Source organism: Burkholderia sp. USMB20, assembly GCF_000949135.2.
Taxonomy (GTDB): domain Bacteria; phylum Pseudomonadota; class Gammaproteobacteria; order Burkholderiales; family Burkholderiaceae; genus Burkholderia.
This window is the reverse complement of sequence record NZ_JTAN02000003.1, coordinates 201,372-216,821: the sequence shown is the minus strand read 5'-3', so window position 1 is coordinate 216,821 and position 15,450 is coordinate 201,372. Positions and strand designations below refer to the sequence as shown.

The following is a 15,450-nucleotide window of genomic DNA, read 5'->3' as shown; positions in this document are numbered from 1 at the left end:
CCGCGGCGCGCCGTCAGTCGAGCGGCATGCGCGTCACGCGTGAAATCAGTTGCGGCGCGATCCGGTCGAGCGGCAGGATCGCCGACGCCGCGCCGATCGCCGCGGCCGCCTTCGGCATCCCGTAGACGGCGCTCGTCGCCGCGTCCTGCGCGATCGTGTAGCACCCCTTCGCGCGCATCGCCTTCAACCCGAGCGCGCCATCGCGCCCCATCCCGGTCAGCAGCACGCCGAGCGCGTCGCCCTCCCAGCCGTCGGCGACGCTGTTGAAGAACACGTCGATCGACGGCCGGTACGGCGTCTCGGCCGGATGCCGCGTATAGCCGAGCACGCCGCGCGGCGAGATGTACAGGTGATCGTTGGTCGCCGCGAGCAGCACCTCGCCCGCCTGCGGCACGCTGCCCTGCCGCGCGACGCGCACGGGCAGCCGCGTATAGCCGTCGAGCCACTCCGCCATGCCGACCGCGAACGCCTGGTCGACGTGCTGGACGATCACGAGCGCAGCCGGAAAATCGGCCGGCAGCGCGCGCAACAGCGCGGTGAGCGCGGTCGGCCCGCCCGCCGACGCGCCGATCGCGATCAGCGTCGGCTGGCCGCGCGCGGGTGCGGGCCCGGGCGGCACGAGCGTCGTGGTCCGGCTTTCGAGCAGCCGGCCGATCTGGTCGATCTTCGCGAGCAGCGGCTGCGGCGCCGCATCCGACGGCAGGCCGAGCGCGAGCGTCGGCGTGTCGACCGCGTCGAGCGCGCCGGCCCCCATCGCCTCGTAGACCGACGACGTGTTCGCGCTGACGCTCGCGGTCACGATCAGGATCGCGCACGGCGCGCGCGCCATGATCTGCCGGGTCGCGGCCACGCCGTCGAGCTTCGGCATCACGAGATCCATCAGCACGAGATCGGGCGGATGCGCGACGCAGAAATCCACTGCCTCGTCGCCATCGGTCGCCACCCACAGCACGCGGTGATCCGTGCGCAGCGCGATCACGCGGCGCAGCGCCTCGACGGCAAGCGGCAGATCGTTGACGATGCCGATGTTCATCCGCGTGCGTCCCCGATCAGGTCGTGCACCGCGTCGAGCAGCGCCTCGTCGTGGAAACTGCTCTTCGCGAGGTAGTAGTCGGCACCCGCGTCGAGCCCGCGCCGGCGATCCTCGTCGCGATCCTTGTACGACACGATCATCACCGGCACGCGCTTGAGTGTCGGATCGCCCTTGATCAGCGTGACGAGTTCGATCCCGTCCATGCGCGGCATGTCGACGTCGGTGACGACCAGGTCGAACGCGTCGCTGCGCACCGCATTCCAGCCGTCCATCCCGTCGACCGCGATGGTCACGTCGTAGCCGCGCTTTTCCAGCAGCTTGCGCTCGAGCTCGCGCACCGTCAGCGAATCGTCGACGACGAGCACGCGGCGGCGCCGGTCGGCGAGCGCGAGCTGCCGGTCGCGCGTGAGTTTCGCGAGCTGTCCGCCGCGCACGAGCTTGTCGACGGAGCGGATCAGGTCCTCGACATCGACGATCAGCACCGGGTCGCCGTTCTCGAGCAACGCGCCGGCGGCGATGTTCTGGATCTTGTGCAGGCGGCTGTCGAGCGGCTGCACGACGAGCATCCGTTCGCCGAGGAAGCGGTCGACGGCGACACCGTAGAGCTCGGGCTCGCCGCCGACGACCACGACCGCCGTGCTCGCGCGCGCGACGCCGGGCTCGCCGGCATCGAGCAGCTGGTGCGCGGCGACGAGGCCCGCGCGCCGGCCGTCGAACGGAAAATGCGGCTGGCCTTCGAGCACGTCGATGTCGTCGTGCGACAGTTCGAGCGTGCGGCGCACGTGCGCGAGCGGGAACGCGTACGGCTCGCCGCCGACCTCGACCAGCAGGCTGCGGATCACCGACAGTGTGAGCGGCAACTGCAGCACGAAGCGCATGCCCGCGCCGGGCTCGTTGAAGATGCGCACCGCGCCGCGCACGCCGCGCACCATCTCCTGCACCGCGTCGAGGCCGACGCCGCGCCCCGACACGTCGGTCACCGCATCGCGCATCGAGAAGCCCGGCAGCAGCAGGAATTCGAGCAGTTCGGGATCGGACAGCCGCGCGGCCGTCTCGTCGTCGGTCAGGCGCTGGCGCACGACCGCCGCGCGCAACGCATCCATGTCGACGCCCGGCCCGTCGTCGATCACGCTGACGAGCAGCGAGCCGGCGCTATGCCGCGCTTCGAGCGTCACGCTCGCCTCGGCCGGCTTGCCGCGCGCGAGGCGCGCGTCGGGCGCTTCGACGCCGTGGTCGATCGCGTTGCGCAGCAGGTGGCCGAGCGGCGCGTCGAGCAGGTCGAGGATGTCGCGGTCGACCTGCGTGCCTTCGCCGACGATCGAGAAGCGCACCTGCTTGCCGAGCGAGCGCGCGAGATCGCGGACGATGCGCGGATACGCGCGCGTCGCGTCGCCGAACGGCCGCATCCGGCACTGTAGCGCCTCGTCGTACAGCTGTTCGGCGATATGCGTGCTGCGCCGCTCGAAGCGGTCGAATTCGTCCATGCGCTCGGCGAGCGAACGCTGCAGGTCGTTGAGCATGTGCCGCACTTCGTTCACCGACGCGAGCACGCCCGCGTCGAGATCGTCGGCAAACTGTTCGTACAACAGATCGAGCGAACGGGCCGCGTCGCGCTGCGCACGCTTCACGCGCAGCATCGATTCCGCGAACGGCTTGAGCCAGCGCGATTCGACGAGCGACTCGCCGGACAGGCTCAGCAGCCGTTCAGCGTATCGGCCCGCACGCGGCGCATCGCGCCCGCGCCGGCCGCGCGGCCGCCTGGACCGGATCGGGCATGGCCGCCGGCAGCGCGAGCGGCGGCACCGCGCGCCGGCCCCCACGGGCTCGTTCGCGGCGCCGTCGTGCTCGCGAGACGGCACGACGGACGGCACCGCGGCCGCCGGCGGCGGCGCGAAAGCCGGTGCTGGCATCGCGTGCGCGCCGTCGGCGCCCGTCAGCGCCAGCGCGAACGCCTCGATCTCCGCCGGCGACACGGGCTGCGCCTGCGGATCGGCGACGCGCACCAGCAGGTCGACGCCGGCCAGGAGCACGTCGACATGCGTGGCCGTCAGCGCGATCGTGCCGGCCTGCGCCGCGACGAAGCATTCTTCCATGCGCCCCGCGATGTCGACGCCGAGCGGCACGCCGACGATGCGCGCGGCGCCCTTCAGCGAATGTGCGGCGCGCATGCACGCCTCGAGCGCGACGGAGTCGGGCTCGCCCGATTCGAGCGCGAGCAGGCGCTCGGACAGCGCCTGGGTCTGCGTGCGCGTCTCCTCGCGATACAGCTCGAGCAGCGACAGTTGGCTCAGATCGTCATCACCGCTCATCGCATGCTCCGTGTCACGGCGTCGAACAGCCGATCGTCGTCGAGCAAGCCGATCGACTTGCCGCGCCACGACAGCACGCCGCGCGACAGGCCGGCGCTCGCGCGCCCGACCGTCGCCGGCACGGGCACCCATTCGGATGCGCCGAAACGCAGCACGCCCTCGACTTCGTCGACCGGAAACACCACCGGCTCGCCCTGGTGCGCGGCGACCAGCAGCCGCGTGAAACGGCCGTCCGCGCCACCCTCGCGGCCCTTGCCCGCGTCGAGGCCGAGCAGCGCGCCGATCGAGATCGCGATGCGCAGCGTGCCGCGAATGTTGACCACGCCGCGCACGGCCGAATGGCGACGATGCGGCAGCGAATGGATCGGACGCGTGCCGGCGATCTCGCGCAGTACGCCGATCGGCAGCGCGAGCCATTCGTCGGCGACGCGAAACGCCAGTGCCGCCTGATGCGTATCGTCGTCGCCGTGCGCGCGGGTCGCGTCGAACGCGCTGATCCGCTGCGTCGCGTCGGCCAGCTCGGCGGCGCCGAGCGGGCGTTCGAGCAGTTTCGCCGCGTGATACGCGTAGACCGGGCAGTTCAGGCAGCGCAGGCAATCGGCCAGCCGCTCGCACGAGCGGTCGCCGTGCGTGCCGATCCGGTTCCAGCAATCGTCGACGCCGATCGTCGTGTCGTCAGTGGCAACGGCGTCGCGGTTCATTCGTTCCTCGGTCATCCCGATGTCGGCTCCCAACCCGTATTCTCATTATCCGGCCGAGCGCCGCGCACGCTCGAGCAGCCATTGCGCGCCGGCGCCGTCGCCGCCGACGTCCAGCAAGGTCGCGAGATGCGTCAGCGCTTCGTGGTGCGTCGGCCGCAGATACAGCGCCTTCCGGTAGAAATCGCCCGCTTCCGCGACGCGCCCGCGCGCATCCGCGATCAGCCCGTTCAGGTAGAACGCGTCGGCGTGCGGCCCGGCGTGCGCGGAGAACTGCGCGAGCACGCGCTCGGCCTCGTCGAATGCGCCCGCGTTGGCCAGCGCCTGCGCTTCCTCGAGCGTCGGCGCGGCGCCGTCGGCGGCCGCCGGGGCGCGGGCGCAGGCGTGTCGGCCACGTTCGCCGCATCGCCCAGCGGATCGACGCGCGCGTCGGCCCGCGGCCCGAACGCCGTCGGTCGCCCGGCCGTTCAAAGGCAGCGCGCGACGGCGCGGCATCGCCCACGCCGGCGGGACGACGGCCAGCAGCGGGCGCGTCGCAGCCGGCGGCGCCACGGCGAAACGCTCGGCGCGCCGGTACGCGCATCGCGGGCAGCCGGTGCGCATGGCGGGCCGCGTACCCGTCCGCCGCGGCGCCATCGCGCCCGCGATGAAACGCGAACGCGAGCGGCACGCGGGCCGAACGCATCCCGTGCCGCATCGCGACGCCCGTTTCGGCCGGCCCGACGAACAACATGCCGTCGTCGGCGAGCGCGCTTTCGAGCGAACCGATCACACGGTCCTGCGCGTCGCGGTCGAAATAGATCAGCACGTTGCGGCAGAACACGAAATCGTAGCGGATGCCCGTATCGGTGCCGGGTTCGACCAGGTTCGCCTGGCGAAACTGCACGCACGCGCGCACGCGCTCGTCGAGCAGCCAGCCGTCGGCGACCGGCGTGAAGTAGCGGCCGCGGAACTCGGTCGCCGTGCCGCGAAACGCATTGCGCCCGTAGCAGCCGAGCCGCGCCTGTTCGATCGCGCGCGGGCTCAGGTCGAGCGCGTCGATCGTGAAGCTGGCCGGCTCGAGCCCGGCGTCGAGCAGCGCCATCGCCGCCGAATACGGCTCCTCGCCGGTCGAGCACGGCGCGCTCAGCACGCGGATCACGCGCCCGGGCGTCGCGGCGAGCCGCTCGGCCGCTTGCCGCGCGAGCGTCGCGAACGCCTCGCGATCGCGGAAGAACCACGTCTCCGGCACGATGAACAGCTCGATCAGCGCGCGCCGTTCGTCGGCCGACGCGTTGAGGTGCTGCCAGTACGCGTCGAGCGCTTCCGGCGTGACGGGCGGCCGCGCCGCCGACGGCAGCCGCTCGCCGTCGCCGTGCAGCGCCTGCACGCGCTCCGTCAGCGCGCGGCTCAGAAAATCGTTGCCGAGCGAATCGGGGTCGATGCCGGTCTCGCGCAGCAGCCAGCCGCGAAATCGCGAATCGGACTCTTTCATGCGGACTCCCCTTCGTGGCCCGGCAGGCCGTCGAACAGATACAGGCGCGCAACGTCGTCGATCAGATCGGACACCGAGACCTGCTGCACGATCCCGTCGGGCGTGTTCGCGACGCGCCCGAGCCAGCGCGTGCGCGCGGTCGATACGCCGCTGGCGCGGAACGCCGTGCGATCGATCCGCAGCGTCTGCGTCGCGCGCTCGATGATCAGGCCGATCACGCGCTCGCGGTCGAGCTGCCCGGCGCGGTAGCGAACCATCACCAGTCGCGTCGAACGCAACGCATGCGCGCGCCGTCCGAGCGCGAGCATCGGCACGTCGATCACGGGCACCGGCTGGCCGCCACGCATCAGCAGCCCGGCGATCCATTCGGGCGCGCCGGGCACGGCCTTGGTGGTCGCGAGCGGCAACACCTCGTCGATGTCGGCCGCGTCGAGCGCGTAGCGCTCGCCGTCGAGCTCGAACATCAGGAACAGCGCGTGCGCGGCGCCGTGCGACTCGACGCGCGTCACGCGTCGACCTTGAAGCGCGACACGCTGGTGCGCAACTGGTTCGCGACGAGCGTGAGGTCGTCGATCGCCTGCGACGACTGGCGCAGCGATTCGGCCGTCTGCTGCGCGGCTTCCGACAGCTGCGACAGCGCCTGCGTGATCTGCTCGGCACCGTTCGCCTGCGTCTGCATCCCTTCGTTGACCATCTGGAAGCGCGGCGCGAGCGTCTGCACCTCGGCGATGATCTGCGACAGCTGCCCGCCGACCTGCTGCACGTCGAGCATGCCGCGGCGGACTTCCTCGGAGAACTTGTCCATTCCCATCACGCCCGCCGACACGGCCGACTGGATCTCCTTCACCGTCTGCTCGATGTCGTAGGTCGCCACCGCCGTCTGGTCGGCCAGGCGGCGGATCTCGGTCGCGACGACCGCGAAGCCGCGGCCGTACTCGCCGGCCTTCTCGGCCTCGATCGCCGCGTTCAGCGACAGCAGGTTGGTCTGGTCGGCCACCTTGGTGATGGTCGCGACGACCTGGTTGATGTTCAGCGCCTTTTCGTTGAGGATCGCGAGCTTCGCGTTCACCGAACCGGCCGCGTCCATCACGCTGCGCATGGTCTCGCCCATCCGCGTGAGGCCGCTCTGGCTCACGCCCGCGAGCGTCGCCGACTGCTCGGCCACGCCGTTCACCTCGTTCATCGTGCGCAGCAGATCGCGTGACGTCGCGAAAATTTCGCGCGACGTCGCACCGATCTCGGTCGTCGTCGCCGCGGTTTCGTTCGCGGTCGCCTGCTGCTCGCGCGACGTCGCCGCGATTTCGGCGACCGACGTCGTCACCTGCAGCGACGACTGCTGCGCGCGCGCGACCAGTTCGGTGAGCTCGTCGGCCATCCTGTTGAAGCCCGTCTCGAGCGTGCCGAATTCATCGCGGCGGCGCAGGTCGAGGCGGCGCGTCAGGTTGCCGGTACGCATCACGTCGTGCACCTCGACGAGCCGCGTCATCGGCACGGTGACGGAACGGTACAGCCCGTAGCCCAGCCCCAGCGCGGACAGCAGCACGATCGCCAGCGCGGTCGCGAGCACGACCTCGGTGTCCTGCACGGATTCGCGGATCAGCTTCGCGGACTGGTCGGCGAACTTGCGGTTCTCCTGCACCAGGATATTCGCGTTGCGCACGACCTCGGCCCATGAAGGCTGCACCTTCGCATAGGCGGCGACGGCCTCTTCGCGCGACACGCGGCTCTTCTGCACCGCGTCGTTCAGCAGCGGCAGGTAGCGGTCGAAGGCGCCTCGAAACGTCGCGAAGCGCTGGCGGTCGTCATCGCGGAACGTCGTGTTCTGGTAGTCGACCGACAACGACTCGACCTCCTTGAGCGCCTCGCCGATCTTCGCGAAATCGCGCTGCACGAGTTCGGGATCGGTGTCGACGAACGTCGCCTGCTGCAGCGCCGTGAACGATTCGTTGACCGCGCCGCGCAGCGACGCCGCGAGATAGACGCCGGGCAGCGAATCGCGTTCGATGCTGACGGCTTCGCTGTTGATCGCGCGCAGGCGCTCGTAGGACACGCCGGCCATCACCAGCATCAGCACGAACAGCACGCCGAAGCTGATCAGGATACGGTTGCCGAGCGTCAGCCGGGCGGCGCCGCTCGTCGTGTGCAGGCTTTCATTGGTCGCGCGGGGCGTCACGGTGGCCATGTTCGTTATGGGCTTTCTAAAATCAGCGTTGAAAAAATCCGCGCCCGCCTGCGCGCCGGACGGCGCGCCGCGAGCGCATCGGGGTCTGCGGGCAACGCGGCACCGGCGGGCCGCGCCGCGAAATCATCGCTCCGCTTGTGCCGGCAGCCGAAGCGCGACCATGAAGCCGCGCGCCGTATTGCGCATCAGGATCTGGCCGCGATGCCGCGCGGCCGTCGCGCGGACGAACGCAAGCCCGAGGCCGAAGCCGCCGCGCGCCGCGCCATGCGCGGATTCGAGCCGCACGAACGACTCGGTCGCAGCCGTGCGCTGCTCGGGCGCGATGCCGGAGCCGGCGTCCTCGACGCCGATCAGCCAGGCACCGTCGTCGTCGCTCAGCGTGCAATGCACGTCCGTACCGGCCGGGCCGTACTTCAGCGCGTTGTCGATCAGGTTCGCGACCGCGCGCGTGAGCATCATGCGGTCGCCCATCGTCACGCACTCGGTGCCGGGCACGTGGGCAACGACCCGGCTGCCGAATCCGGCCGCCTTCTCCCACAGCTGGTCGACCGCGTCGAGCACGATCTCGTTGAGGCTCAGGACCTCGTGCGCGCGGCGTTCCGACTGCGCGCGGGTCAGGTGGATGAAGCCGTCGGCGAGCGCGAGCGCGCGCCGGGCGTGGCCGGCAATGCGCTCCATGATCGCCGGCATGTCGCCGTGCTCGGTCCGGTAGACCTCGAGCAGCGCGAGAATCGAGGTCTGCGGCGAGCGCATGTCGTGCGACAGGAAATCCAGCGCTTCGTCGCGCTGCCGCGACATCAGGTACGAATTCGAGTGATAGCGGATGCGCGCGGTCAGCTCCATCGCGTCCGGGAGCTTCACGAGATAGTCGTTCGCGCCGGCGATGAACGCCTCGCGCTTGACGATCGGCTCTTCCTTCGCCGACAGCACGATGATCGGCACGCGTGCGGTGTCGGCGTTCGCGCGCCACGCGCGAACGAGGTCGAGGCCGTCGATGTCCGGCATCACGAGATCCTGCAGGATGACCGTCGGCTTCACGTCGCGCGCGACCGCCATCGCCCGGTGTGCGTCAGTGCACACATGCAGGTCGATATCGTGCTCGCTGCGCAGCGCGCGACGGATCACCTCGCCGACGAACGGCTGATCGTCGACGAGCAGAACCGATAGCCCCGATTCGAGACAATCCGGCGCATTTTCACCGCTGGATTCTTTCATAAATACCGTTTCAAACGCCAAATCTCCAATTGATTCTTTCATAGGAGTTGTTTATCCGACTTGGACGCCATCTTAAAACATGGCGGCAGAGAAATCCGCCTGTGTTGCCGATCTGGCCTGTCGGCATTGCCTCGCGGGGATCCGAACGCCGAATTCACCCCGACGACGGTCGCATTACCTCCGCGCGCTTTCTCTCAATAAAGATAACCGGCTGATTCTAAATGAAATTAGAACACAGCATCTATCTCCTTCCGGTTTAGTTTTGCCAAATATGATGAGAGAGCGGAATTCAGATAAATCAGATCATTTCCTGGCGCGAAAGACGACAACGTTTGCGAAGCCGCCGCCATGAGGTTTGCATGCGCTGCAAGGCCGCCCGTCGAACGTATCGGGACCGGATTTCGATGCGACGGAATGGGGAAGGTGGAGAGGAGAAAAGCGCGCGCCGCAACCGGATCGGCCGCGACGCGGCACGCATCGAACGCCGCCGGCCGGCGCCGGTGGCGCAGCAAGGCGGCCGTGCGCTCACGCCCGGCCGCGCGGCCGGTTACCCGCGCGCGTGCTGCGCCGATACTTCCTGCAGGTCGAGATCGCGCTCGACCATGTGCAGCATCTCGTCGTGAATGCGGCCCGTACGATGCAGGCGCAGCAGCTCCGCGCGCCCGGCCTTGATCGCGGCCAGCACGACGTCGTAGTGCGCGACGCGGACCTCCGCCGGATATTCGGGCTCGTTCTTCGCCCGCTCGGTCAGCTCCGCACGATACGTGTATTGCTCCAGCAGGCGCGGATGAATCACGTTGCCGCTGTCGTCGCGCACCAGCGGCTGGATCGCCGCGAGCTGCGCTGCCTCGATATGCGCCCACGTCTGCGGCTCGGTCAGGTGATGCGCGGCGCGCTCTTCGCGTTGCGGCAGGCGCAGCAGCCGGATCAGCGGGCCGATGGTCGTGCCCTGCAGCAGCACGGTGACGAGGATCACCGCGAACGACGCGACCAGGATCACGTCGCGGCCCGGCAGCGCCTCCGGCAACGACAGCGCGATCGCCAGCGTCACGACCCCGCGCATGCCGGCCCAGCTCATGACCGTCGCGGCCTTCCAGTCGGGCGCGCCGCCGCGCCGCACGATCCCGCGCACCGGCCACTTCAGCACCTCGACGGCATAAATCCACACGAAGCGCGATACGATCACGGCCGCCAGCACCGCGAGCACGGCCGGCATCATCGTGGCGAGCACCTGCTCGAAGCCGCCGAGCCGGTGGATCGCGCCGCGCAGCGACAGCCCGATCAGCACGAACACCAGCGCTTCGAGCAGGAACACGATGACCTGCCAGAACGCGGTGCCGCGCGTGCGCACGGCCGCCGAGAACACCTCGTGCTGATGCCAGCCGACGATCATGCCGGTCGTGACCGTCGCGATCACGCCCGACACCTCGGCCATCTCGCCCGCGATGTATGCGATCCAGCCGGCGATCACCGCGACGGTGACCACCAGGTAGTCGTCGTCGAGCAGCTTCAGGAACCACACGACGAGCTTGCCGACCAGGAAGCCGACCACGACGCCGCCGAGCCCGAGTTCCGCGAAACGCACGACCGCGTGCTCGAGGCTGAACGCGCCCGTCAGCGCGGCGGCGACCGCGAAGCGGAACAGCACCAGGCCCGCCGCGTCGTTCAGCAGGCTCTCCCCTTCGAGCAGCACCATCAGACGGCGCGGCAGCGCGACGCGTTCGAGCACCGCCTTCGCGGCCACCGCATCGGGCGGCGACACGATCGCGCCGAGCGCGAAGCACGCGGCCCACGGCAGCGACGGCACGACCCAGTGCACGGCGAAGCCGACCGCGAACGTCGTGAACACCACCGCGCCGATCGCGAGCAGCAGGATGCCGCCCACATTGCGCTTGAACTCTTCCCACACGGTGAAATACGCGCCGTCCATCAGCAGCGGCGGCAAGAACACGAGCAGCACGAGCTCCGGATCGAGGTTGATCGGCGGCAGGCCGGGAATGAACGCGATGCCGATGCCGCCGATCAGCAGCGCGGCCGCTGGCGGCAACCGCAACCGCTTGGCGATGTATTCGAGCGCGACGATCGCGAGGAATGACAACAGAACCAGCTTGAATGCCGAGACGGGGGACATGAATCGACCTCGTGAGGAATGAATGCGCACGCCAGCCGGTGTCGTACCCCGGTTGGCCATTTCGCGCGATTACATCACGATGCGATGCGTGCAGTCGAGCGCGTTCGGCCGGCGCGGCACGCGCTGCCGCGACGATGGCGCACGGCGGACATCGCCGCGATCCGTCGGTGTGCGCCGAAACGAAAACGGCACGCGGGCCGGCGCGATGCGCCCGCCCGCGTGCCGTCATGCGGCGCCCGTCGCGGCTAGCGGCGCCGCACGACCATCAGGCGCGGCTCGGTCATGTCCTCGATCGCGTAGCGGATTCCTTCGCGGCCGAGCCCCGAATCCTTCACGCCGCCATACGGCATGTTGTCGACGCGGAACGACGGCACGTCGTTGATCACGACGCCGCCCACCTCCAGCTCGTCCCATGCGCGCTGCGCATGCGCGAGCGAATCGGTGAACACGCCGGCCTGCAGCCCGAAGTCGCTGTCGTTGACGCGCGCGAGCGCATCGTCGAAGCGCTCGAACTTCTCGAGGATCGCGACCGGACCGAATGCCTCCTTCCGGTAGAGGTCCTGTTCGCGGCCGACGTTTTCCAGCAGCGTCGCCTCGAACATCGCGCCGTCGACCTTGCCGCCCGCGACGATCTTCGCGCCCGCCGCGACGGCCGCATCCATCCAGCCCGACAGGCGGCGCGATTCGGATTCCGAGATCATCGGGCCGACGAACGTCGACGGATCCTTAGGATCGCCCATCTTCAGCGAACGCGTCTTCGCGACCAGCTTGTCGCGCAGCGCGTCGTACAGGTCCGCATGCACGAGGATCCGCTGCACGCCGATACAGCTCTGGCCCGACTGGTAATACGCGCCGAACGCGAGACGCTCGACCACGTAGTCGAGCTGGTCGCGCTGGTCCGCGTCGACGATCGCCGCCGCGTTGCCGCCGAGCTCCAGCACGACTTTCTTCTTGCCGGCCTTCTCCTTCAGCGCCCAGCCCACGGCGGGCGAGCCCGTAAACGACAGCAGCCTGAAGCGCTCGTCGGTCGTGAACAGGTCCGCGCCGTCGCGATGCGCGGGCAACACCGAGAATGCGCCCTTCGGCAGGTCGGTTTCGGCGAGCACCTCGCCGATGATCAGCGCGCCGATCGGCGTGCGGCTCGCCGGTTTCAGCACGAACGGACAGCCTGCGGCCAGCGCCGGTGCGACCTTGTGCGCGGCGAGGTTCAACGGGAAGTTGAACGGCGAGATGAAGGAGCACGGGCCGATCGGCACACGCCGCGTATAGCCGGTGTAGCCTTGCGCGCGGGCCGAGATCTCGAGGTTGATCACTTCGCCGTCGATGCGCACCGACTCCTCGGACGCGACGCGGAACGTATCGATCAGCCGCGTCACTTCGCCCTTCGAATCGTTGATCGGCTTGCCGGCCTCGATGCACAGCGCCTCGGCCAGCTCGTCGAAGCGCTCGCGAAAGCGCGCGACACAGTGGTCGAGCACCGCCTGCCGCCTGTAGGCCGGCAACTCGCGCATCGGCTTCGCGGCGTCGACCGCCGCGCCGATGGCCGCATCGATCGCCTTCGCGTCGGCCAGCGCGACGCGTGTCGCGACCTTGCCGCTGAACTTGTCGGTGACTTCCAGATCGGTGTTCGCGTAGACGGCCTCGTTGGCCAGATAGTACGGATAGGTATCCTTCAGCATGGAGCGCTCCTTCCGGTGAACGGCGGATTCAGAGTTGCGCCGACAGGCGCTTGATTTCGCGGTTGAGCACGCGCTCGTTGTCCGAATAGTCGATCGGCACGTCGATCACGTGCACGCCCGGCGTCGCGAAGCAGTCGCGCAGCAGCGGCCCGAGATCGTCGGCCGCTTCGACGCGATGCCCGTGCGCGCCGTAGCTCTGCGCATACGACACGAAATCGGGGTTCTTCAGCGTCATCGCGAAATCGGGGAAGTTCATGTTTTCCTGCTTCCAGCGGATCATCCCGAACGCATCGTCGCGCAGGATCATCACGACGATGTCGAGCTTCAGCCGCACGGCCGTTTCGAGTTCCTGCGAATTCATCATGAAGCCGCCGTCGCCGCAGACGGCGATCACCTTGCGCTGCGGATGCACGATCTTCGTCGCGATCGCCGACGGCAGGCCGGCGCCCATCGACGCGAGCGCGTTGTCGAGCAGCAGCGAGTTCGGTTCGTGTGCGCGCCAGTAGCGCGCGAACCAGATCTTGTACATCCCGTTGTCGAGACAGACGATCCCGTCGACCGGCAGCGCGTTGTACAGGTCGTTCACGATCCGCACCGGGTACATCGGGAAGCGCGGATCGTGCTGGCCCTTCTCGAGGTGCGCGTCGAAATGCGCCTTGATCATCTTGAAGCGCTCGAAATCCCAGTGCGATTGCGGCGTCACCGCTTCCTTCATCTGCCATACCGCGTTCGCGATGTCGCCGACCACTTCGATCTGCGGGAAGTAGACGGGATCGACCTGCGCGCCGAGGAAGTTCACGTGGATCACGGTCTTGTCGTCCGTGCGCATGAAGAACGGCGGCTTCTCGATCACGTCGTGGCCGACGTTGATGATGCAGTCCGCATGCTCGATCGCGCGATGCACGAAGTCGCCGTCGGACAGCGTCGCGTTGCCGAGCCACAGCGGATGCGTTTCGTCGATCACGCCCTTGCCCATCTGCGTCGTGAAGAACGGGATGCCCGTCTTGTCGACGAATTCGAGCAGCATCTTGCAGGTCGTCTTGCGATTGCCGCCCGCGCCGATCATCAGCAGCGGGTGACGCGCGGCCTGGATCGCGTCGACCGCGTGCGCGACCGCCTTCTCCTCCGCCACCGGCCGCCGGCTGTAGCTGCGCGGAATCGGCTTGCCGTCGCCCTCCTCGTGCGCGATGTCTTCCGGCAGTTCGAGGTGCGCGGCGCCCGGACGCTCCTCCTCCGCGCGCCGGAACGCCTCGCGCACCGCCGACGGAATGTTGCCGATCGACACGATCTGCCGCGTGAACTTCGTGAGCGGCTGCATCATGTCGACGACGTCGACGATCTGGAAGTGGCCCTGCTTGCTGGACTTGATCGGCTTCTGCCCGGTGATCATCAGCATCGGCATGCCGCCGAGCTGCGCATACGCGGCGGCCGTCACGAAGTTGGTCGCGCCCGGCCCGAGCGTCGCGAGACACACGCCGGTGCGGCCCGTCAGGCGGCCGTAGGTGGCGGCCATGAACCCGGCCGCCTGCTCGTGCCGGGTCAGCACGAGCTTGATCTTCGATCGCCGCAGCGATTCGAGCAGATCGAGGTTTTCCTCGCCGGGAATGCCGAACACGTACTCGACGCCTTCGGCTTCCAGCGCCTTCACGAACAGATCCGATGCTTTCATGGGGGACTCTCGGTTGATGCCGCCTGCCCGGCTTACGGGCGCGCGACGTTCAGAACGCGCGCCGGCCTACGGCACGCGGACGCTTTACCTACTGGACACAAACCACGGCACTGCCCGCCGTGCGGAGCAACGTGTGCAACGCACGACGGCGCCTCCCTGGGCGGGAGGACAAACGGATTCACCCGCGCGCGGCAAGCACGCGCGGGCGGCAAGGACGTTTTTGATTGTAGACGGATTCGCGGAATTCCGACTTCGGCCGAATGGCCGGGTCCGGCCGCGCGAAAGGGTCGGCCTGACGGCCAATTCGACCTCAAGCGGCGCGCGCGGCCCTATCGTTGGGGGCAAGCCAATTTCATTCATCGAACCTGTGAACCATGGTTGACACACCGAGATCCATGCCCTACAGTGCCCCTACGTTCAGTATCCGGACCACCGATGTCTTCGACGCGTGGTTTGCCGGCCTGCAGGATCGCGTCGCCAGGCGGCGCATCCAGGCCCGCATCGACCGCCTGTCGATGGGCAATCCGGGCGACTGGAAATCCGCCGGCTCGCCCGTCGTCGAAATGCGTATCGACCACGGCCCCGGTTATCGCGTCTACTACGTCAGGCGCGGAACGATATGGGTGATCCTGCTCTGCGGCGGCGACAAGTCGACGCAACAGGCGGACATCCGCGCCGCCCACGCGATGCTCGAGCGGCTCGACCTGGAGTAACCGATGGACAAGATCAAGACCCGGCCGTGGGATTCGGCCGAACACCTGAAGACCGACGACGACATGGCCGACTACTTCGAGGCCTGTCTGCAGGAAGCCGGCGACGACCCGGCCTTCATCGCGCATGCGCTCGGCGTGATCGCCCGCGCGCGCGGCATGTCGCAGGTCGCGCGCGACGCGGGCCTGTCGCGCGAAGGGCTGTACAAGGCGCTGTCGCACGACGGCAATCCGAGCTTCGGCACGATCCTGAAGGTGATCAAGGCGCTCGGCCTGCAACTGCACGGTGCGAAGGCGCACGCGTGATGCGGCGGCACACGATGCCGCGCCACATGCTCGACGCTCGGGGC

Annotated in this window: 10 protein-coding genes and 2 pseudogenes; 2 read left to right on the top strand and 10 right to left on the bottom strand. The window is 68.8% G+C overall.

Annotated elements, in window-relative coordinates:
• Window positions 1-13 precede the first annotated feature (13 nt).
• The 10 genes and pseudogenes from PL79_RS05040 to PL79_RS04990 all read right to left on the bottom strand — a co-directional run bounded on the left by PL79_RS05040 (window position 14) and on the right by PL79_RS04990 (window position 14,390).
• Window positions 14-1,033 carry a chemotaxis response regulator protein-glutamate methylesterase gene (locus PL79_RS05040; protein WP_044846626.1) on the bottom strand — a complete coding sequence of 340 codons (1,020 nt, stop codon included), beginning with the start codon at window positions 1,031-1,033 and terminating at the stop codon, window positions 14-16.
• A pseudogene (locus PL79_RS05035) lies at window positions 1,030-3,342 on the bottom strand (hybrid sensor histidine kinase/response regulator). Before PL79_RS05035 ends, PL79_RS05040 begins: the two are co-directional and overlap by 4 nt.
• A complete protein-coding gene (locus PL79_RS05030) occupies window positions 3,339-4,043 on the bottom strand; it encodes a chemotaxis protein CheW (RefSeq protein ID WP_044849304.1) in 705 nt (234 codons plus the stop codon). The pseudogene PL79_RS05035 and the gene PL79_RS05030 overlap by 4 nt, the downstream one beginning before the upstream one ends.
• A gap of 45 nt (window positions 4,044-4,088) precedes the next feature.
• A pseudogene (locus PL79_RS05025) lies at window positions 4,089-5,514 on the bottom strand (CheR family methyltransferase).
• On the bottom strand, window positions 5,511-6,023 hold the full coding sequence (locus PL79_RS05020) for a chemotaxis protein CheW (RefSeq protein ID WP_044847542.1): 513 nt from the start codon (window positions 6,021-6,023) through the stop codon (window positions 5,511-5,513). The pseudogene PL79_RS05025 and the gene PL79_RS05020 overlap by 4 nt, the downstream one beginning before the upstream one ends.
• Entirely contained in the window at window positions 6,020-7,696 is a 1,677-nt protein-coding gene (locus PL79_RS05015) for a methyl-accepting chemotaxis protein (RefSeq protein ID WP_135800971.1), read from the bottom strand. Before PL79_RS05015 ends, PL79_RS05020 begins: the two co-directional genes overlap by 4 nt.
• Before the next feature lie 123 nt (window positions 7,697-7,819).
• Entirely contained in the window at window positions 7,820-8,953 is a 1,134-nt protein-coding gene (locus PL79_RS05005; RefSeq protein WP_044847544.1) for a hybrid sensor histidine kinase/response regulator, read from the bottom strand.
• A 505-nt stretch (window positions 8,954-9,458) separates the two neighbouring features.
• Window positions 9,459-11,042, bottom strand: coding sequence for a Na+/H+ antiporter (locus tag PL79_RS05000; RefSeq protein WP_044847545.1), 1,584 nt, complete (start codon window positions 11,040-11,042; stop codon window positions 9,459-9,461).
• A 245-nt stretch (window positions 11,043-11,287) separates the two neighbouring features.
• Window positions 11,288-12,721 (bottom strand): aldehyde dehydrogenase family protein, encoded by a 1,434-nt coding sequence (locus PL79_RS04995; RefSeq protein WP_044847546.1) that lies wholly within the window; start codon window positions 12,719-12,721, stop codon window positions 11,288-11,290.
• A 28-nt stretch (window positions 12,722-12,749) separates the two neighbouring features.
• Window positions 12,750-14,390: an acetolactate synthase large subunit gene (locus PL79_RS04990; RefSeq protein WP_044847547.1), complete on the bottom strand. Its 1,641-nt coding sequence runs from the start codon at window positions 14,388-14,390 to the stop codon at window positions 12,750-12,752.
• A 395-nt stretch (window positions 14,391-14,785) separates the two neighbouring features.
• On the opposite strand from PL79_RS04990, the gene PL79_RS04980 reads away from it, so the two are divergent.
• Window positions 14,786-15,103 carry a type II toxin-antitoxin system RelE/ParE family toxin gene (locus PL79_RS04980; protein ID WP_121858857.1) on the top strand — a complete coding sequence of 106 codons (318 nt, stop codon included), beginning with the start codon at window positions 14,786-14,788 and terminating at the stop codon, window positions 15,101-15,103.
• A gap of 3 nt (window positions 15,104-15,106) precedes the next feature.
• Window positions 15,107-15,406 carry an addiction module antidote protein gene (locus tag PL79_RS04975; protein ID WP_006750245.1) on the top strand — a complete coding sequence of 100 codons (300 nt, stop codon included), beginning with the start codon at window positions 15,107-15,109 and terminating at the stop codon, window positions 15,404-15,406.
• Window positions 15,407-15,450 lie beyond the last annotated feature (44 nt).